Genomic DNA, 20085 nt, shown 5'->3' with positions numbered 1-20085 from the left:
ATTAAACAATCTACAATAATGAAATCTCTCAGCCAGCCGGCGTCAAGGGTGAGCCGACGCAGTAAGACAGGTGCTCTTCCTGGCTCACTGCCAAAGGCCAACCCAAAGCAAGGCGGCGAATAGCAAAATGAAGATCGAATCGAATATCGAAACTGTTTAACACGCAAACCCTCACTATCTTTTTCAAACTTGTCCCGGGAAGCGATTCCCCCACTAGCCGGCAATTGAATAAAGAAGCAGGACAGCTTAAACAGTATTCGTCCAATGAAATCTCTCAGCCAGCCGGCGCCAAGGGTGAGCCGACGCAGTAAGACAGGCGCTCTTCCTGTCTTAGTGCCAAAGGCCAACCCAAAGCAAGGCGGCGACTACTAACATGACGAACAAATAGAACATCGCAACAATTCCACAAGCAAACCCTCGCTATCTGCTATCCAAGCTCCGCCTTCATTTCCAGACTCAAAAAAAAGCCCTCCTCCCGGAATCCCGGAAGAAGGGCAAGCGTTAATACGAATCAACATCCGACTGCGACAAATGCCAGTCAGCCAGCTCGTCATAGGAACCCGTGCCGGTGAAATCCTTGATGACAAACGGCATCGGACTATTGATATGGAAAAAGCCGGCTTTCTTCAGTGCACGGTAGCGCGGGCTGTCCGGCACTGCCCAGCAATTGAGCGCATCCGCTTTTGTATGGCGGCGGATGGCCTTCAATTGATCCGCAATGATCGCTTCATCGTTCGGTCCGAACAAATCGACAATCGTGGTGAACGTGACGCCATTATCTTTCGTTTCCTCATGCAACACGCAATAGCCTTCTGCATAGCCATTCTGCTCCAAGGTATACACTTGGTAATCCTTCGTCGGATGGTCAAGGAAGCGCCGTTGGATATAGCCATCGTTGCGCTTGGCATGAAGGGGGTACTGGTTTTCAAAGCGGCCGTACAACATTTCCGCTACTGCCAAACGGTCGCCAAGTTCACGCAATCGATGCGTGCTCTTTTTCGGGACACTCACAGAAAATGCTTTGTCGACTGGCGACTGGATCGCTTTTAACTTGCTGACTTTAGCCGCAAGCAAAGCTCCTGGTTTATTGACTGCAAGGAAGCGCGGAACGTTCCCGAGATCCTTGCCGCCGGCCACTTTCATGAACACTTGCTTTGCCGTTTCAGCGGGGAAGCCGTACAGGATATCGAGCCCTTCGGCTTCACATTCCTGGATCATGCGGGAAACGATTTGCTTGTAGATGCCGCGGCCCTGCGCTTCCGGATCGACCATGATGTCAACCCGTTCGCCAAGAGCCAGTTCTTTGCCTTGGTGTCGGGCTGTGAGCTTCAAGAAAGCGGCATGTCCGTTAATCTGGCCGTCTTCTTCAGAAACGACGATCGTGGCGCTCTCCGGAAAGGTCTCGAATTTCCATTGCCATTCAGCAAGAGACCGTCTTTTCCCAAATACTTTTTCATAAAGAGCATTGATGCCGAGCTCATCACCCGGCTGGTACAGGCGAATCATAATGTTTCACCGTCATCCTGCAGTCCGAAATCTTCGCGGCGTGACGCGGCCGCAAGAAGCGCGAAGAACGCGAGGCCGAAAATATCGGATTCCCATAGGTTGTAGACGAGACCCATGAAATACGCGCCGAGCAAGATGCTGGCGGTCAGTGAATACAGATAGCTTTCTTTATGCTTCTTCGCGTAACGCCAAAGCATCATCAATAAGAAAGCAGCAAAGGCGATGACGCCGAGTACGCCGGTTTGGACGATGATTTGGATATATTGGTTATCGGAATAGAACTTGTGGCCGATTTCGTATTCATCATAGATCGGCGAACCGTTCGAAAGGGTGGTCGAATCGCCGAACGTCGCAAAGCCCGTACCGATGATCGGATGGTCCTTGAATACTTCAAAGCCGGTTTTGACAATGAACAAACGGCCCGAACTTTGGCTGCCGGTGACGGTATCTTCACTGAACGTGCTGCCGATGCGGTCACGGAAGCCCGACTCGCCACCGACATCGAATTGCTGGATATTGGTGACTTTCTCGCTGCCGACATCGGTGCTTTCAATGAAATTGGTCAATAAATTCAATGGCAGCACGACAAGGACGAGTGCAATCGCCGTGTATTTCACGAAGTCGATGAGTATGCTCATTTTGCGCGTCATGATCAAGAATGCGGCGGCAGCGATCAGGAAGCCTAACCATGTGCCGCGTGAATACGTCAAGACAAGGATGCCCACCAACAGTACATTCAAGATATCCATATAGCGCGGGTTGAATTCTTTTAATTTATTCTTCGCATAATAGAACGCGATGAACGCGAACATCAAGTAGATACCGAGCACGTTCGGGTTGCCGAGCATGCCGTAGATGCGCACGCGGTTTTTCGCCGACAAGGCCATCGCCTGCCATGACTCAGGCAGGAAGAAGTTGCGGATGGACAATTTTTCAGCCATTGCCTGGATGATGACTAGGATTGCCGTCCAGACGAAGATCCAGACGAGATTGACCAAATCCTTGCGGGTGATTCCGAGGCGATAGACGATGTAATAGACAAGGTAAAAGAGCAGGAATTGGCGTAAAGTCATCGCAATCAGGACCGGGCTGATGCCGGTGATGAGTGCGGAAATAGAGCCGATTGCCAGAAAAGCGAAATAGGCGTATTCGAAATTCTTGAAACGGAATAACTTCCCGATCGATTTGCGGTTCATCCAGAAGACCTGCAACAACGCACCGAATACGAGTGCTTCGGTTAAATAGTTAAGGCCTGGATTGTATTGCGTGATGAACTCACGGACCGGGATGTAAACGAACAGCAGCAAGATGCCGTGTTTCGGATTGATGAACGCATAGGCGAACAACACAACTGTCAGGGCATAGCCGATGATGGCGAGCTCTGTGTAACCTATTAGCATGATGGCGATCAAGGCGATGAGCCAAAACCATTTTTCGTTATCGTTCTTAAAAAAGTTCATAATATCCTCCAAATGCATTTATAATTAGCGGCTTTGATAAATCGCCTTTTTCAACTTCAAATTCTTGAAGATCGCCCACCACAAAGTGACGGTGCGATTCGCTTGCTTGAAATGCTTTTCATATTGGCGGTCTTGCGTCTTCAAGTGATCTGCCGCCTGGATAAATTGTTGCGGTGTGTTTTCGATGAAGGTCTCTACGTAGCGTGCTTGTGCATCGTTTGTCTGTGCAGCTTTGATTTCAGCGAGCGCCAAAAATCCATCGAATGCGATGACTTGGCTCTTGAAAGCCTCGGTTGCCCGCTGCTTGAGCGGAAACTGATCGGTAATGTCCATAATACAATTGATTTCCTCTGGCGGCACAGGGCAATTAATCTCATATTCGCGGACGATTTCCGGCTGATGGGCCGTGTGCTTAAGTGCATCGGCCACCAAATGCGCGCTGTACACGTGATCCGGATGGGCATCGATCAAGCTCGTGGTATAGAGGGTATCAGGACGGATTTCATCAATCAGCTCACCAAAACGTTCGCTTGATGCAACATGTTTGATTTCGCTGTCGGGATAATCAAGGTAACGGACATCCGTAAAGCCGAGCAGATCCTGGATCGACCGCAATTCCTGTTTGCGCGTTTCGGCCAAGGCATCGGCTTCAACCGGAGCGGCGTTGCTGTTTTTGCCGTCGGTGATGATGGCGATGGTGATGTGTGTGCCGGCATCGGCATAGCGGCGGATGGTCCCTCCGAGTCCGATCGTTTCATCGTCGATATGTGGCGCAAATACCAATACACGCTTTGCCGGTTCAAGCGGAGTGAGCGGTTTATTGGCTTTGTAAAAGCGTTTCAAGGACGTTTTAATTGCCGGATTCAGCACCGGCGCAGCGTTTTTCATTAATGCCTGTTTCATAATGCAAAAAACTCCTTATGATTTTCTAAGCTTGCTAATGAGGAAGCGGGCAATCTCCGTTTTCAAGGCCAGCGCCGCGATGACGTAGACAATGGCGCCGATGATCGCGGTCAGACCGAAGCGGATATAGATATTGAGATCCTCGAGAATTCCTGAAGCGAGCCATAAAGCCAACAGCATCACAGCGGTCGCCGCAAAGATTTTGGCCGCGTCTTTAACGATAAAGCGGGAGTTGAGTTTGCCTTGCGTCCGGTTAAAGACGACCCAGTTGAGCGCAAAATAAACGAGCGCCATCACGGACGAAGCGAGTGGAATCGCCAAATACGAGTCAAGCAATGCGATGAACAGGAAGTTCAATGCGACATTGAGCGCGATGGAGAATAAGGAAATGCGCAAAATGACATGGCCTTGCTTTTTTGAATAGAAAGCTTTGTTCAAGATGTTCTGCAAACTGAAGAACAATACCGATCCCAGGTACAGATAGCCGACATTTGCAGTGGCTGCCGTCGCGTCCGCTGTAAAAGCACCGCGTTCGTAGACGATCGTGATGAGATCTTGCATCAGCCACATCATTCCCGCAACAGCAGGCAGCAAAACCAAAAGCGTCAACATCAAGCCGTATTCGATACCTTGCTTGAAGCTTTTCTCATTGGCATTAGCAATGGCTTTCGACAAAATCGGGAAAATAATCGTCCCGATGGTTACGCCAATAATCGCTTGCGGGAAGTGGACGATGTTCTTGGCGTAGTTAACGTAGTTGACTGCTGAATCACTGAACGAACTCGCAAAGATATTGTCGATTGTCAAGTTGACTTGGCCGACCATAACCGTAATGGCGACCGGGATGAAAATGATTGAAAAGGGCTTGATTTCTTCCCAATCGAGTTTGCCGATTACTTTATGGCTGGCTTTAGGGACGAACCAGAGTCGTTTGGCGATATACGATAACAACGCACCGGCCAAATATCCAAACGCCATTGAGTAGGCGCCGATTTCGTCTGCAAACAATAAAGTACTAAGAATGGTGCTGCCGATAACAATGATCTGTGAAATAACCGACAATGAAAATTTGTTTTCTGCATCAAGATAGGCCTCATAGACCGAGTTTAACGACACGAGAAAAACAGCTATAAAGAAGATAATAGCTAAAGCAACACTCAATTCAATCGCTTCAGCTCGCACGTCGGGCTGAAGGTTAGGAAATTGAAATAGCAAAGGTAGCAGCAATGGCGATGCCAATGCACCGAGAGCGGAAACAATCAATCCGAGCACCATCGTCCCGCGGATGATCTGTGAAAAATGATGATAGCCTTTGCCATCCGCCTGTGCATGGATGAAACTTGGCACAAAAGCGTTCTTCATGCCGGTAGTAAAAAATAAAATAAAGGTATTTGCCAAAGCGAATGCAGCGAAATACGCAGCAGATTGATAGGAATCACCGAATTGATAGGCAATAACCATATCCCGGAGAAGCCCAGAAACTTTCAAAAACAGTGACGCAATGACAAACAAAATTCCGGTAATAGCGAGTTTTCTGCCCAAAACAAAATCCTACTTTCTTCAAATGGTTTAGCGGTGAAAAGCGAAACCAAATTCTTTCCTTATATATAGGAGCAATAATCTCCCAATTCCATTTCCCTATCTTATCACGAAACCTCTCTATTTAGACGTCCCTAAGCCGATTATGTTGCGGAAAAATTCACATCTGGAAAGGGGATGAGTCTAAGGAATTACCGATAGTAAAATTTCAAGAAGAAAGCGAATTTAAAGACTATTTTACAGGATAAAAAAGGAAAAAGGATGAACAATTTGGGTATAAATAGTTAGAATTTACAATTTATTAATAAAGCGCTTACAAATTTTTAGTATACTGGTTTCGTATGACAATAAATTATCAGAGGAGTGAAAGTTTGTGACAAAAAGCGCGTTCAGCAAGATCTTTTTGAGTCTCTTACTGGCTTTATCAGCTGCCTTGCCATATATGGCGACAGCCGAAGCAGCAGAAACCATTTCAGTTGCAGAAGCCATTGAAAACAATACAGGAACAGCAACGGTGAAAGGGTTTATCGTTGGCACCGCAACTAGCGGCACCAATTATGATCAGGAAGCTCCCTTTACTTCAGCAACCAACTTAGGATTGGCAGATTCACCGGATGAAACAGACCCGGCGAAAATCCTGCCGGTTCAATTGCCATCAGGGTCCATCCGTTCGGGCTTGAACTTGATGGATAACCCAGCTAACTATAAAGCAGAAGTAACGATCAGCGGAACGCTTGGAGCTTATTTCACAGTTCCTGGTTTACGTTCAGCTTCAGCATTCACAATCCTGTCTGAAGGCGAAGCACCTCCAACCGCTACACCTGTAGACAATGTCCAGGAAGCACGCTACTCTGAAGGATTGATTTCCGTGGAAGCGACTGTGACAACTGGAACAGGCTTCTGGGGCGGCAACGCTTTTTACGTGCAAGATGACACAGCAGGCATCTACGTCTATACATCTAGCTCAACTGTATCGCCGGGCGACATCGTCCGTCTGGAAGGTACCGTTTCTGAATACAGCGGCGAGCTTCAATTGCAGCCGAACACAGTAGAAGTCGTGTCTTCTGGAAATGAATTGCCGGAAGCACAGTTGATTTCACCGGCAGGCGTCAATGAAGAGACTCAAGGCGAACGCATTTCGATCGAACGCGTCGAAATCACTAACTTGAAAGCCGTTAACAATTATGGAACGTTCGAGTTCACGGCAGTGGCGGAAAATGGCGAGCAAGTCGTCGTCCGCAACGACAACCGCAATGGCTTGACGTTCGAAGATTTCACAAAACAATACAAAGAAGGCGACTTGATCTATCTTTCAGGCATCGCTTCGAAATATAACGAAACGTACCAAGTGAAAACGCTCGGCTTCGACAGCTTCGAGCTCGTCAACAAGCCGGCTGTTTACACAGACATCTTCCCGGGCGTCGTCTCGGAAGGAACTGAAATCACGCTCGCAAGCGGCTTGGACAATGCAACGATCTATTACACGTTAGACGGGTCAGAGCCGACAACGGACAGCGCAGTTTACGCTGAGCCGATCGTCCTGACACAAGATACAGTGATCAAAGCGATCGCAGTGACAGGCGAAACATCGGAAGTATTTTCATTTGATTACACGGTCCTGAAATCAGAGGACTTGAAAATCCGCGACATCCAAGGGCAAGGACATTACTCGAAATATGAAGATGTAGCTGTCAATGAAGTGACAGGCGTCATCACACATTTCTATAACGGCGCAAACTTCGTCATCCAAGATACAGAAGGTGACGGCAACTGGAAAACGTCAGAAGCGATCATCGTCAACCGTTCATCTGCATCAAGCGACTTTGCAGTTGGGGATGTCGTAACAGTCGCAGGTACGGTCGAAGAATGGTTCTATAAAGGCTATTCCGATATGCGCGACAACGATTTGCCGCTCACACGCATCCGTTCAACGGATGTCGTGAAAGCTGGAACGGCGGCACTACCTGAACCGATCGTTATCGGCGAAGACGTGTTCCCGCCGACTCAAAACATCGAAAACGACGGCTTGACAGAATTCCAGCCGGAAGAAGACGGCATCGATTTCTGGGAAGCGCTTGAATTGATGCGTGTCGGCGTGGCCGATGCACAAATCGTCGGCCCACAAGATTATGGCGAAGTATTTGTCGTATCGAAAAATGCGACTAACAACGAATTCCACAAGCAAGGCGGAATTCTTCTTGAGGAAGACGATTTCAACCCGGAACGTATCACCGTTACAACAGGTGACGGCGTCGTCGCAAAAGCCGGAGACACATTCGCTGAAGCACCAGTCGGCGTTCTCGGATACGGATTCGGCAACTACCAGATCTGGACGGACGAAACGGACGTACCGGAAATCGTAGACGGCGGAACACAGCCGGAACAGACATGGATCGAGAACGCAGACGATAAATTGACGGTTTCCACGTATAACGTCGAGAACTTCTCTGCAGACCCGAATCACACATCGGATGAAAAAGCACAACGCATCGCAGAATCATTCGTCAACGACTTGAACTCACCGGACATCATCGCGATGGTCGAAGTACAGGACAATGATGGGCCTGAAGGATCTGAAAATAGTGATGCATCGGCTTCTTATGAGCGTCTCATCGCAGACATCCAAGCAGCAGGCGGGCCTAAATACGCTTGGACAGATATTGCCCCGGAATACAACCAGGACGGCGGACAGCCAGGCGGCAACATCCGCGTCGGCTTCTTATACAATCCAGACCGCGTTGAGTTGTCAGAAGGTACAAAAGGAACATCTACTGAAAACAACTCGTGGACAGATTCAGGGGATCTTGAATTGAATCCAGGACGCGTCCAGCCGATTGCAATGCCAAACACACGCAAGCCACTAGCAGCACAATTTGAATTCCAAGGCGAAGAAATCGTCGTTATCGCTACTCACTTGAACTCAAAAGGCGGGGACCAAAGCTTGTTCGGTCAAAACCAGCCGCCGCAGTTCACGTCTGAAATCGAACGCATTGAATTGGCGAAAGCCATCAACGGATTCATTGCAGAAGGCCTGGAAATCAATCCGGAACTCAATGTCGTCGTCACTGGCGATATGAACGATTTCGAATTCACACCGGCACTTGATGCACTAGAAGGCGACATCTTGACGAACAAAGTCAACGATGTGCCGGAAGAAGACCGTTTCTCTTATTACTACCAAGGCAACTCGCAAGTACTTGATCACTTGCTGGTGACGAACAACTTGGCGGATAACACAGAACTTGATATGGTCCACATCAACTCGATGTTCATGGAAGAACACGGGCGTGCATCGGATCATGACCCACTACTTGCTCAAATCACTTTCGACAAACCGCAAGTACCAGGCGAGCAGCAAGCGGATCCTGATTTGTCAGGTGAAGAAGCAGTCATCACAGCCGGTGAATTCGATGAAGACGGAACACTCGACATCACATTCACAGAAGGCACAATCGATGAACTTCTTGAAAGCGGCAAGGATTTGACGGTTCAATTGGAACAAGCGAACTTTACGTTCACAGCGGCCAACCTTCAGCAATTGGCCGAAGCGGCCGGGGCGGAAATGACGCTTGCCCTAGCAGTCGATGACGCAGAGCAAGTCGATAAGCGCCCGGCACTCAGCGACCAGCTTGATATCGCTGTACTTGGAGCGGACGGCGAAGAACTTGGCTTGACACTCAGTGAACCGATGGAATTGAACTTCCTGACGAACCCGGATGTCAAAGTCCAGTTCGGCGCACGCCAGGATGACAAAGGCAAATGGAAAATCATCCAAGGTGACTTGAACGGAGAAACATTCACGCTTGAAGTGAACGAATTCGGCAACTACACAGTCATCACAAACAAAGGGCAACTGAAGAAAAGCAAAAAGTAACAAGGGAAAACTGCCGGAAACCCAGTATCTGCTGGGAATTCGGCAGTTTTTTTAAATAGGAAGAACTAGAATTGTGCCTTGAAAGAAGAATTACTTGATTGTCTTATCATGAAATAGTGAAAATAATTGTCATGATTTATGATTTAAAAGGAAGAATATGCTAATATAAAATTTGTGTGATTTATGAAAATGCAAGGAGCTGTAAATTTTTATGGAGACTGAAAGACGTATCCGGCCGGAACTAGAAGGCATACGCACAATCGCTGCATTATTGGTTGCGATCTATCATATATGGTTTAATCGCGTATCAGGCGGAGTCGATGTATTTTTTGTCGTATCCGGATTTTTGATCACGACTTCATTGCTTTCGATGTACCGAAAAAATGGCCGGATTTTATACTTTTCCTATATTGTAAAACTATTAAAACGTTTATTGCCGACGGCTTGGTTAATCGGGATTACCGTCTTGATTGCAAGCCTGTACATATTGCCCCCATTTACGAAACAGCAGAATGTCAATGAATTTTTAGCTTCCGTTTCCTACTTCCAGAATTGGCGGCTTGCGATGGATTCGGTGGATTATTTAGCACAGAACAATAGCGCCTCGCCGTTTCAGCATTTCTGGGCGCTGAGTATTCAGTTCCAGTTTTATCTGGTATGGCTTGTCGTCTTCTTTGTGGCCATCTCGGTGCTGAAGCTGATTTCAGGAAATAATATGAAACGCATGCTGACGGTATTGATTGCCGTGCTTGCCTTGGCATCATTCAGCTATTCGGTCTACTTGACCGCAGCCAATCAGCCAGTGGCCTATTACCATACATTCACTCGTGTATGGGAGTTTGGGATTGGCGGCTTGGTCGCATTGACAATCCACAAGCTTGTCGTCTCGAGCCGTGTGGCCTGGCTATTCGGCTGGATGGGCTTAATCGGGCTCATCAGCTGCGGGATCATCCTTCAAGTGTCAGAGCTATTCCCGGGCTATGCTGCGCTATGGCCGGTGCTTTCAGCCGTTCTGATCATCATCGCGGGGAATAATTCAACGAACTATTCAGCTTTCCAACTGCTTAGTTGGAAGCCGCTCGTCAAGTTCGGAAGCATTTCCTACGCCTTCTATTTATGGCATTGGCCATTGCTGATTTTCTACTATGCGCTATTTGACGTCGAATCGGTTTCGCTCCAGGGCGGATTGGCGATTATCGCTGTAGCAACGATTTTTGCTTACTTTACGATTTACGGTTTCGAGTTGCCGATCCGGAAAATCCAGTTCCCGGTCTGGAAAACCGCCAGCATTATTGCGGTCTTCTCTGCCGCCATTTGGGTCTCGACCATCGCTTATCAAGAAACTTACTTGGCGGGACCGCCCGTCAGTTCCGAGTTGCTCAGCGAAAGTTTCGAGACGCACCCAGGTGCCGTCACTTATTTGGAAGACGGCCGCCTAACGCCTCCTGCGGAATTTGAGGAATCCTTCCTGCCGAGCTTGGACTTCGTGAAGCAGGATCGATCTGAAATATATGAAGATGGCTGCTTGTCCGGCAAGGGAACGACAGAAGCCGAGCCGTGTGAGTACGGGGCATTGACCGATTACAGCCATACGATCGCGTTGGTCGGGGGATCACATGCCGCCCATTGGCAGCCGATGCTTGCGGAACTAGCCGATGCCCATGATCTAAAGATTGTCACTTATTTAAAAGGCAATTGCCGATTTACGGAAGAGAGCAGAAAAGGTTTTGAAGAATGCGATGTCTGGTTCCAAAATGTAAAAGAGGCATTAATTAATGAAAAACCTGATCTGATTTTCACGGTAGGGAATGTAGGGAGCTCGAAAGAAGATTTCGATGAAGTTTCGGATGGATTTGTTGAAGCTTGGAAGTTTTTCGAGCAGCACGAAGTTCCGCTATTCCTCGTGCGTGATACGCCTTGGTACGATCAAAACGTGTTGACGTGCCTAAGTGAAAATCCGGATAATCCGGAAAATTGTAAATCCGACCGTGAGGATGTCATCCGGGACCCGAGTCCTTTAGAAGAAGTGGACTATATGCCGGAAACTACTAACACGATCGACCTGACTGATTATTTTTGTGACCAGGAATCCTGTTATTATGTCGTCGGAAACGTCGTCACGCATTTCGACAGCAACCATCTGACAGCGACTTTTTCCAGAACGTTCGCTCCGGTCTTCGAAAAGCCATTGCTAGAAGCATTGGAAGCTCAAGAAAAATAATGGATTGAAAGCTGCCTTGGCTGCTGCGAAAGCAGTGCGCTAAGGCAGCTTTTCTGATTCCGGACATTCAATGCCGGGCGTGCAATGGAACTACATTCCCTCTATTTCAGTGTCCTTTCCCGTTCCTTTTTCAATTATGGCTTGCTATAATGAATGCACATTAACGGAAGCGGGTTGAGACTATGGACAAACGGATGATGCACTGGCTGATGATTTTCCTGTCAGCGATGATCCTCGCGGCTTGCGGAGGGACAGATACAGAAGCACCGCCATCAGCTGAAACCGAGCAGGCGGATTCACCGGTTGATACGGCCGCTCAGGAAAAAGCGGTGATGATCGCGAATGCGAAGACGCATGTCTACACGATCTATACCGATTTCGAGCAAGGCTCCGGCTTTTTGTACAATGACCAAGGCGATATCTTGACGAATGCCCATGTGGTGCGCGATGCGACCTTTATTGCACTCGTCAATAGCGACGGCCAGGAGTTCGCAGGCAAAGTGATCGGCATATCGCTTGATGAAGATCTGGCGCTGGTCCGTGTCGAGGACCTCGCAGGAAAAGAGCCGCTCGAGCAGGAAATGGAACCGGTCGATATCGGAACGCCGGTCATCGCTATCGGCAGCCCGGAGAACGCAGCGAACACTGCGACCGAAGGGGAAATTACCGATACCGGCGTCGATTTTTCGGAAATGTTCGTCTATACGGATCTCTATGAAATGAATGCCTTGATCAAGCAAGGCTCGAGCGGCGGGCCGCTTTTGGATGCAAGCACCGGCAAAGTGCTCGGCATCAATTCGGTCATGCTCGAGGACAATCCCGAAATCGGCTACACGATCCCGCTGTACTTGAAAAAGGAAATGTTGGATAGCTGGGCGAATAATCCGGAACCGCTTCCCGAGTCGCAATTGGTCGAACCGTCCGTGAAGGATGCCTATTTTGATGAAGCGTTGCTGGAGAGTTTCATCGAAGCCTATTATGACTTGCTGCCGTATTCCATGAATGATGAGCAACTGAATTATTATTCTTCGTATTTAGTACCGGGAAGCCAGGCAGTTGAAGAAGTCGACAGTGTTATACAAGAGTATTCAACAGAGGGCCGCGTGTATGATTCGGTCGTGCCGGAAGTCACTTCCGTCGAGATTGAAGGCGATGCCGCATATGTGGAAGCAGGCGCTGTGTTCAATTACCATGAAGCAAACGGCGAGACCGGAACGATCGACCACCGCCGCCGTTACACTGTCGTGATTGATGAGTACGGGGATTATCAGATTGAATATGTGGAAGAACGATAAAGGGCCTTCAGTTATGGAGGTTCTTTTTTTTTTGTGAAGGAATTAAGTGTGGATGAGCTTACGTTGCAGGGGCATGCTTGCCGAGGGGCGGGCGTCGAGCCCTTATGGCTATGCCATATAGGTCTCGCCAGTCCCGCGCGATCCCTCCGGCGTCAGCCCCTTCCACTACAGCTCTATATTTGAAATGACAATGAATTACATAGCCCATTAAATTTCATATGCATAAAATGATGACTTCTAAGAAAATGGATTAAAACGGACGAAGTCAACAAAATGACTAACCTAATCACATATTTGGCAAACCCAATCTCTCGCATTATGCATTCCAAAAAAACCTTAATTTCAAAAAGTTTTGAATTCAAAAGCCAGTTATGGTATTCTATTGCCGACAATAAAAAATATCGCTATTCCACTAGGGGAGCCATGTTGGCTGAGACGGACAAGAGTTCGGACCCTTTGAACCTGATCTGGATTATACCAGCGTAGGGAAGTGGGCGAATTGTGAGCCTTTCTCCAATTTCTTCAGCTGACCTTTATCGCCGCTTCCTTACCTGGGAAGCGGTGTTTTATTTTGCCCAAAAAAGGAGAGAGCGACATGACATTTTGTAAAGAAGTCCGGTTGGAATGTGCAGATTTATGGGACGCCAGTTTTGAACACCCGTTTGTGAAAGGCATCGCGAAAGGCGATTTGCCGCTCGATGTTTTCAAGTTCTACGTTATGCAAGACGCCTATTACCTGACGCATTTTGCGAAAGTCCAGGCGATCGGTGCCACCAAAGCCAAAGACCTTAAGACGACGCAGTCATTTGCGCATCACGCAGAACAGACTTGCGCCGCGGAACTCGCGCTTCATGAATCGTTCATGGAATTGCTCGGGGTGACCGGGGAAGATTGGAGACTATTCGAACCGTCGCCGCACGCGTATGCTTACGTTTCGCATATGTACCGCTCCGCAGAAGGCGACTTGGCCGACGTACTCGCCGCACTGCTTCCGTGTTATTGGCTTTATTATGAAATCGGCGAACGTTTGAAGACGGCGACACCGGAAGAACCGATTTTCCAAAAATGGATCGGCACATACGGTTCCGAATGGTTCGGGGAACTCGTCAATGAACAGATCGAACGCATGGACCGATTGGCTGAAGGATTGCCGGAAGAGCGGCGCAACGAATTGAAAAAGCGCTTTATGAGAAGCAGTTATTATGAATGGCAGTTCTGGCAGCAAGCGTGGACGATGGAAACCTGGGAACTGCCCGTGAAAAAGGAGAGTGTCCGCCATGCTTAGGGAATTGCGCGCACGGAAGCCATTGATTCATTGCATCACCAATCACGTCGTCTCGAACTTCCAGGCAAACGGCTTGCTCGCGCTCGGCGTCTCGCCGGTCATGGGCGACGAACAACAGGAAGTCGCTGAACTCACAGGGCACACCGATGCCTTGTCGCTCAATATCGGCACAATCACGGAGCGCTCTTTCGAAAGCATGCTCATCGCGGGACGCGCCGCGATGAAAAAAGGCATCCCGATTGTGTTGGATCCGGTCGGTGCCGGAGCGACAGCTTATCGTTTGCAAGCCGTAAAACGATTGCTGACGGAACTCGATATCACGCTACTCCGCTGCAACGCAGGCGAACTCGCGGCCATTGCAGGAGAAGAGTGGCAAGCACGCGGCGTCGACGCAGGCGAAGGACAAGGCGATTTGGAAGCTATCGCTAAGCAAGTTGCTGATGAATACCAAACAATTGTCGCGGTGACAGGCACAAGCGATTTGGTGACGGATGGTGAACGGACCGAGCACATCACAGGCGGAGACCCGTTGATGGCGTCGGTCACCGGAATGGGTTGTTTGCTCAGTGCGGTACTTGCAGCATTTTTAACGGACGAAGAATCTACCCCGCTTGATGCGCTTGCATATGGTTTGCAGATTTATGCGAATGCAGGAAGCCGTGCATCGAAAATCGCCTTGAACCCGGGAACTTTCCAAATGGCCTTTTTGGACGAGCTATCGAAACGTCAGGAGGCGGCACTTTATGGACGCTAAAGCGCAAGTATTGACCATCGCCGGATCTGATTCAGGCGGTGGAGCGGGGATACAGGCGGATTTGAAAACCTTCCAGGAACTCGGCGCATTCGGCTGTTCTGCAGTAACGGCGGTGACTGCCCAAAACACGCAGGGCGTTCACGGTATTTACCCGATGGACCGGCAAGCGGTCAAAGAACAACTCGATGCGATTGGAACCGACTTCGATATCCGTGCGCTCAAGACCGGCATGCTGTTTGACGCGGGCATCATCGAAGAAACAGCGATAGGCATCAAACGCTACGGCTGGGACAGGCTCGTCATCGACCCTGTCATGATCGCAAAAGGCGGCGCTTCCTTGTTGCAGCAGGAAGCGGTCGAAGCAATTAAAACCTTGCTCGTCCCGCTCGCTGCCATCATCACCCCGAATATCCCGGAAGCGGAAGTGTTGAGCGGCATAGACATCACAGACGACGCCTCGCGCAGAAATGCGGCGGAAGCGATCTTATCGCTCGGAGCGGAAGCGGTGGTCATCAAAGGCGGCCATAGCAGTGACCCTGACGTTGCAGAAGACTTTTATCTAGATCAACAAGGTACGGTGATCTTGCTGCGTTCGGAGCGTCTTCAAACGGAACAGACGCATGGCACGGGCTGCACGTTTTCAGCGGCATTGACAGCTGAACTCGGCAAAGGCAAACCCGTGGAAGAAGCTTTGTTCACCGCCAAGGAGTTCATCCAGGCAGCACTCGCGTATCCGCTTAACATTGGGTATGGCCACGGCCCGACGCATCATGCGGCGTACAAAGAATCTATTGAAAAGGAAGTGGTTCATCTTGTTCGGGAATCCAGCGATTTATTTTCTAATGGGTACGACAAACGCAGGTACTAAAGAGCCGCTCGCCTTGCTTGAAGAAGCGCTTCAAGGCGGCATCACCCATTTCCAGCTGCGCGAAAAAGGGCGAGGCGCATTAACGGGCGATGCGCTTGTGGAGTTCGCCGCAAAGTGCAAGGGCCTATGCCGTGAATACGATGTGCCGCTATTCATCAATGACGATGTCGAACTCGCCTGCATAATCGAAGCGGACGGCATCCATATTGGCCAGGACGATATGGACTGCGGACAAGTGAGAAAACAAATCGGCGCGTCGATGGCTCTTGGCGTTTCGGTGCATTCAGTCAAAGAAGCGAACGAGGCGCTGACGTGCGGCGCCACCTATCTCGGCATGGGACCGGTATTTGGCACGCGCACAAAAAGCGATGCGAAACCGCCCGCGGGTGTCGCTGAAATCATTAAAGTGAAAGCTCAATATCCGCACGTACCCGTCATCGGCATCGGCGGCATCGAACCGGGCAACGCTGAAATGGTCTGGCGTGCAGGCGTATCAGGCATCGCCGTCATTTCGTCAATAGCACAGGCACAAGATGTCGCAGGTCAAATCGAACGGTTTAAACAATCGATTCCGGGGAGGCAGGTCGGATGAACACGAAAAAACTCGTACTCATGGCGATGTTCGTCGCACTCGCCGTCGCCGGATCCGCGTTTGTCTGGTTCCCTGCAGGCATCGCCCGCGCCTATCCGGTACAGCATGCCATCAATGTCATCGCAGCTGTCGTCTTCGGGCCAGGGCCTGCAGTCGTCATCGCCTTATTGACCGGTGCGGTTCGCGTCTTGACGGGGACCGGCTCGCTGCTCGCTTTTCCGGGAGGCATGATCGGCGCATTGCTTGCCGGTATCTTTTACCGCTACAGCGGACGGCTCGGTTTTGCAGCAGCCGGTGAAATTCTCGGAACCGGCATCATCGCCTCACTGGTCGCGGTGCCCTATGCACGTGTTCTCATGGGAACCGAAGTCGGCGCCTTGTTCTTCATGCCGCCATTTCTTGTATCGAGCATTAGCGGTGCGGTGCTTGGCGTGGTGTTAGTGTACCGTTTGGAGAAAACGAAAAGCAGTAAATTATTGGTCTGAAGATAAGGATCGGCTCACAAAGCCGATCCTTATTTCAGTGTGTTGAATAAGTCTATTAGCCAGTTATTAATTAAAAGGTGATCATCTTTTCGACATTCAAAAACCAATGACCTATCTAAGTATTTGGAGAAGCGTTCGTTCGACTCCAGTGGATCAGCGAGACGACCGAGACCCCGCAAGGAATGAATGAGCGAAGCTTAGCCGAGCGCATTCATTTGCGACGCATCTGCCACGCAGATGTGGGAGCACAAGGTTTTCGAAGCGACTGAGGAGGCTTGGGCGCGAGCCCACGGAAAGCGAGTGATAAGCTTCGGAAAATACGGATCCTTATTTACGTCATCAAATCCTTCTACTTGAACTGAGAAAACGATTATAGTATTATTAGTTTTCATGAAGGGGGTTCAGCTGTGAAAAACCGGATTATACAGGCGTTTATCGAAGAAACGAAAAACAACGGCATCAAATTTACGATGGATGATTTGGCTAAACGGCTAGGTATCAGCAAGCGCACCTTGTATGAGAACTTCTCATCCAAGCTGGAAATCCTGAAAACAATCATCGACCAGGCCTTTTCGGAGTACGAACAGCGTGCGCGTGCTATCCGCGAAGACGAAACCCTCGACCTGCAGGAAAAAATCCATCAGCTCATCGTCATGATCCCGAACCATAATGACTTTTTCGACTTGCGCATATTGGAGCAATTGAAGCGGTATTACCCGGAACAATGGCAACGCGTCGACCGGGAAATGAACCAATGGGACGACTTGAAGCAATTGCTTGAAGAAGGCATGGAAAGCGGGCTGATCAAGCGACAGAATATCGACCTGTTGATGAAGATGATCTTGAATGTCGTCAATATCACTTTGGACCAGCAGTTCTTCTCGGAGCAAAGCATCTCCATCAAGGAAGCTGTTGAAACGATGAGTGAATTATTATTGGATGGCTTCGTCAAAAACGAATAGGAAAAATGCTGGCTGATTAAAGCTGATTTTACTTAAGTTTTATAGCTTTCGTCGGTCCGTGTTTTCCGAATCTTACTGCTCGCTTTCCGTGGGCTCGCGTCCAAGCCTCCTCAGCCGCTAAGCGTCTTGCGGGGTCTCGGCCGTCTCGCTGATCCACAGGAGTCGAGCAGACGATTCTCCAAACACTTAGATATTTCGTTAACAAATGTATCTAAGTATTTGTTCTAATCAATATCAAGCGTAGGATTATATAACAAATAAACTGGCTAACCAACGCCAGTATTTCTTCGGACTAATAAAACTAAAAAAACAAATATAGTTTTCAGTGTTTTAGAAAGCTAGGAGGCAATTCAACATGGCACAACAATCTATTCACCGTCTCGATAACGAGTCGGTCGGCAAGGCATTCATCCGTTATTTAGTACCCTCGACCATCGGCATGCTGCTGATGGCAATCAATATCGTCGCGGACGGCATCATGGTCGGCAACCGCCTCGGGCCGGTCGCACTGGGTGGCGTCGGGATTGCGGCACCGGTCTATACATTATTCGTCGCGATGTCGCTATGGATCGGCATCGGCGGCGCTACGAGATTTTCTGCTCTCATGGGGGCGAAGCGGACAGCAGAAGCACGCGTCGTCTTTTCGCATGCGATGGCGTCGATTTTTGCGGTGACGCTCATCATCGGCCTAGTGGCATTCCCGTTCCGCACGGAGCTCGCTTATTTGCTAGGGGCGAACGCGGAAACCTATCCATACGTCTCCGAGTACTTGTACTTGATGCTGTTGTTTGGCTTCGTCTTCACAATGGAAAATGCGCTCAGCATCATGGTACGCAATGACGGCAGCCCGAACTTGGCGATGGTGTCGCTTATCACGACTTCCTTACTGAACATCGGCTTGAATTATGTATTCTTGTTCGTGTTGGATTTCGGCGTCAAGGGTGCGGCAGCTGCGACCTTGCTCGCGGCATTTGTCGGCATGCTCGTCTTGTGCACGCATTTCTTTAAAAAAGGCAATCAATTGCGTTTTGTCCGGTTCAAGCCGAACCGCAAATTGTTGCTTTTGATTCTAGTGATCGGCTTCCCGAGCTTCTTGGCGGAAGTCGGCATGTCGGTGTTCACGATTTCGCATAATAATGTCTTTGAACGCCTGGCAGGAACGGAAGGCGTTGCGGCATTCGCGATCCTCAATTACGTTCATAGCGTCATGCTGCTCGCATTCCTCGGAATGGGTTCGGCCATCCAACCATTAGTCAGTTATTACAGTGGGGCGAAAGACCAGGCGAAAATCAAGAAGACGCTGCAATTGGCGATCGGAACGGCATTCGTGGCAGGCTTGCTGTTCTTTGTCTTCGGGCAATTCTTTGCCGCCACCATCGCCAGCGTATTCGGCGATTTCCCGGACGCCGTGATGGATCTCGCAACTTCCGGCATTCAGCTGTTCTTTATTGCCTACCTGTTCATGGGCGCAAATTTTGTCATGATGATTTATTATCAATCAACGGGCGAAATCCGCATGGCAACATGGATCACCGCAGCGCGTGAAATTGTCGTGCTGTTGATTTTGCTGAGCATCTTGCCCGTATTCTTCGGCGTGACGGGCGCATGGCTTGCGATTCCCTTATCGGAATTGATTGTGCTATTGACGATCGTTTATTATCAAGTCAGGCAGAAAAAGAAACTGCAGTTCACTGCGGATATGACGGCTCCATATAAATAACCGATTCCAACAGGTCAGGGGAAGATGAGATGCAATTAGCGAAACAGCTGTTTCAAGTGAAAGGCTTGGATTATTCTATTCGAAGTGCGGAGATCCAAGACGCAGCGCAACTGGAGAAAGTCCGTTTGCTGATTGATGGGGAGACGGAAAATATGGACCGCGAGCGGGGAGAAGCTTATTTGGACGCAGAGGCATTCAAGCGGCTCATCGAAGAAGATGCCAAAAGCAGCTGCAATATATTCTTGGTAGCCGAAGTGGACGGGCACATCGCCGGGTTTTCCAGATGCGAAGTAAACGAACTGAAACGGACAAAGCATCAAGTGGAGTTCGGCGTCGGCGTGCTCAAGCAGTATTGGGGCTATCGCATCGGCCGTAAGCTTTTGGAGTCATCGATCCACTGGGCGGAGGATAATGGGTTCAAAAAGATGATCTTGAAAGTGCTCTCAACCAACGAGAACGCGATTGCACTTTATACACAATGCGGCTTTAGAGTGGAAGGCATGCTGAAAATGGACAAGCGCTTAGCGGACGGCAACTATTACGATACGGTAGTGATGGGGCGGATCCGCTAACTAAAGAATCATGATAAAAGACCGTGTTTACGCGAAAGCGCAGACACGG

At 49.3% G+C, this 20085-nt stretch carries 15 protein-coding genes and 1 riboswitch; of the genes, 11 read left to right on the top strand and 4 right to left on the bottom strand.

Going from position 1 to position 20085, the window contains the following annotated elements:
* Positions 1 to 501: 501 nt before the first annotated feature.
* The 4 genes from M1Q06_RS13025 to murJ are packed head-to-tail and all read right to left on the bottom strand — an operon-like array spanning position 502 to position 5411.
* Entirely contained in the window at positions 502 to 1506 is a 1005-nt protein-coding gene (locus tag M1Q06_RS13025) for a GNAT family N-acetyltransferase (protein ID WP_434399908.1), read from the bottom strand.
* Entirely contained in the window at positions 1503 to 2966 is a 1464-nt protein-coding gene (locus M1Q06_RS13020; RefSeq protein WP_434399907.1) for an O-antigen ligase family protein, read from the bottom strand. The genes M1Q06_RS13025 and M1Q06_RS13020 overlap by 4 nt, the downstream gene beginning before the upstream one ends.
* Before the next feature lie 24 nt (positions 2967 to 2990).
* Positions 2991 to 3869: a PIG-L deacetylase family protein gene (locus tag M1Q06_RS13015; RefSeq protein ID WP_434399906.1), complete on the bottom strand. Its 879-nt coding sequence runs from the start codon at positions 3867 to 3869 to the stop codon at positions 2991 to 2993.
* Between the two features lie 15 nt (positions 3870 to 3884).
* Positions 3885 to 5411: a murein biosynthesis integral membrane protein MurJ gene (murJ, locus tag M1Q06_RS13010; protein ID WP_434399905.1), complete on the bottom strand. Its 1527-nt coding sequence runs from the start codon at positions 5409 to 5411 to the stop codon at positions 3885 to 3887.
* Positions 5412 to 5781: 370 nt separating this feature from the next.
* Here murJ and M1Q06_RS13005 point away from each other — a divergent pair, with 370 nt between their 5' ends.
* From M1Q06_RS13005 to M1Q06_RS12955, 11 genes are all read left to right on the top strand, one after another.
* A complete protein-coding gene (locus M1Q06_RS13005; RefSeq protein WP_434399904.1) occupies positions 5782 to 9282 on the top strand; it encodes a DUF6359 domain-containing protein in 3501 nt (1166 codons plus the stop codon).
* Positions 9283 to 9493: 211 nt separating this feature from the next.
* On the top strand, positions 9494 to 11503 hold the full coding sequence (locus tag M1Q06_RS13000; protein WP_434399903.1) for an acyltransferase family protein: 2010 nt from the start codon (positions 9494 to 9496) through the stop codon (positions 11501 to 11503).
* Between the two features lie 182 nt (positions 11504 to 11685).
* Positions 11686 to 12798 (top strand): S1C family serine protease, encoded by a 1113-nt coding sequence (locus M1Q06_RS12995; protein ID WP_434399902.1) that lies wholly within the window; start codon positions 11686 to 11688, stop codon positions 12796 to 12798.
* A 404-nt stretch (positions 12799 to 13202) separates the two neighbouring features.
* Positions 13203 to 13304: riboswitch (TPP riboswitch) on the top strand.
* 89 nt (positions 13305 to 13393) lie between these two features.
* Positions 13394 to 14083, top strand: coding sequence for a thiaminase II (gene tenA / locus M1Q06_RS12990; protein ID WP_434399901.1), 690 nt, complete (start codon positions 13394 to 13396; stop codon positions 14081 to 14083).
* Positions 14076 to 14837 (top strand): hydroxyethylthiazole kinase, encoded by a 762-nt coding sequence (thiM, locus tag M1Q06_RS12985; protein ID WP_434399900.1) that lies wholly within the window; start codon positions 14076 to 14078, stop codon positions 14835 to 14837. Before tenA ends, thiM begins: the two co-directional genes overlap by 8 nt.
* Positions 14827 to 15705, top strand: a complete 879-nt coding sequence (gene thiD / locus M1Q06_RS12980) for a bifunctional hydroxymethylpyrimidine kinase/phosphomethylpyrimidine kinase (RefSeq protein ID WP_434399899.1) — start codon at positions 14827 to 14829, stop codon at positions 15703 to 15705. Before thiM ends, thiD begins: the two co-directional genes overlap by 11 nt.
* Positions 15680 to 16297: a thiamine phosphate synthase gene (gene thiE, locus M1Q06_RS12975; RefSeq protein ID WP_434399898.1), complete on the top strand. Its 618-nt coding sequence runs from the start codon at positions 15680 to 15682 to the stop codon at positions 16295 to 16297. Before thiD ends, thiE begins: the two co-directional genes overlap by 26 nt.
* A complete protein-coding gene (gene thiW, locus M1Q06_RS12970) occupies positions 16294 to 16782 on the top strand; it encodes an energy coupling factor transporter S component ThiW (RefSeq protein ID WP_434399897.1) in 489 nt (162 codons plus the stop codon). The genes thiE and thiW overlap by 4 nt, the downstream gene beginning before the upstream one ends.
* Positions 16783 to 17189: 407 nt before the next feature.
* Positions 17190 to 17744, top strand: a complete 555-nt coding sequence (locus M1Q06_RS12965; protein WP_434399896.1) for a TetR/AcrR family transcriptional regulator — start codon at positions 17190 to 17192, stop codon at positions 17742 to 17744.
* Between the two features lie 355 nt (positions 17745 to 18099).
* Positions 18100 to 19464 carry an MATE family efflux transporter gene (locus tag M1Q06_RS12960; RefSeq protein WP_434399895.1) on the top strand — a complete coding sequence of 455 codons (1365 nt, stop codon included), beginning with the start codon at positions 18100 to 18102 and terminating at the stop codon, positions 19462 to 19464.
* Positions 19465 to 19493: 29 nt separating this feature from the next.
* On the top strand, positions 19494 to 20036 hold the full coding sequence (locus M1Q06_RS12955) for a GNAT family N-acetyltransferase (protein WP_434399894.1): 543 nt from the start codon (positions 19494 to 19496) through the stop codon (positions 20034 to 20036).
* Positions 20037 to 20085: the final 49 nt, after the last annotated feature.

Origin of the sequence: Planococcus sp. 11815, from assembly GCF_051096385.1 — a bacterium.
In the GTDB taxonomy this organism is placed as follows: domain Bacteria; phylum Bacillota; class Bacilli; order Bacillales_A; family Planococcaceae; genus Planococcus; species Planococcus citreus.
The sequence above is the reverse complement of the archived record's forward strand: the minus strand, read 5'-3'. Positions and strand labels throughout refer to the sequence as shown.

What these genes read in the sequence shown, in the direction of transcription:
- thiD (WP_434399899.1), top strand. Translation starts at nt 14,827, where the DNA reads ATGGACGCTAAAGCGCAAGTATTGACCATCGCCGGATCTGATTCAGGC.
- thiE (WP_434399898.1), top strand. Translation starts at nt 15,680, where the DNA reads ATGGGTACGACAAACGCAGGTACTAAAGAGCCGCTCGCCTTGCTTGAA.
- M1Q06_RS12960 (WP_434399895.1), top strand. Translation starts at nt 18,100, where the DNA reads ATGGCACAACAATCTATTCACCGTCTCGATAACGAGTCGGTCGGCAAG.
- M1Q06_RS13020 (WP_434399907.1), bottom strand. Translation starts at nt 2,966, where the DNA reads ATGAACTTTTTTAAGAACGATAACGAAAAATGGTTTTGGCTCATCGCC.
- M1Q06_RS13025 (WP_434399908.1), bottom strand. Translation starts at nt 1,506, where the DNA reads ATGATTCGCCTGTACCAGCCGGGTGATGAGCTCGGCATCAATGCTCTT.
- thiW (WP_434399897.1), top strand. Translation starts at nt 16,294, where the DNA reads ATGAACACGAAAAAACTCGTACTCATGGCGATGTTCGTCGCACTCGCC.
- thiM (WP_434399900.1), top strand. Translation starts at nt 14,076, where the DNA reads ATGCTTAGGGAATTGCGCGCACGGAAGCCATTGATTCATTGCATCACC.
- tenA (WP_434399901.1), top strand. Translation starts at nt 13,394, where the DNA reads ATGACATTTTGTAAAGAAGTCCGGTTGGAATGTGCAGATTTATGGGAC.
- M1Q06_RS13000 (WP_434399903.1), top strand. Translation starts at nt 9,494, where the DNA reads ATGGAGACTGAAAGACGTATCCGGCCGGAACTAGAAGGCATACGCACA.
- M1Q06_RS13015 (WP_434399906.1), bottom strand. Translation starts at nt 3,869, where the DNA reads ATGAAACAGGCATTAATGAAAAACGCTGCGCCGGTGCTGAATCCGGCA.
- M1Q06_RS12955 (WP_434399894.1), top strand. Translation starts at nt 19,494, where the DNA reads ATGCAATTAGCGAAACAGCTGTTTCAAGTGAAAGGCTTGGATTATTCT.
- M1Q06_RS12995 (WP_434399902.1), top strand. Translation starts at nt 11,686, where the DNA reads ATGGACAAACGGATGATGCACTGGCTGATGATTTTCCTGTCAGCGATG.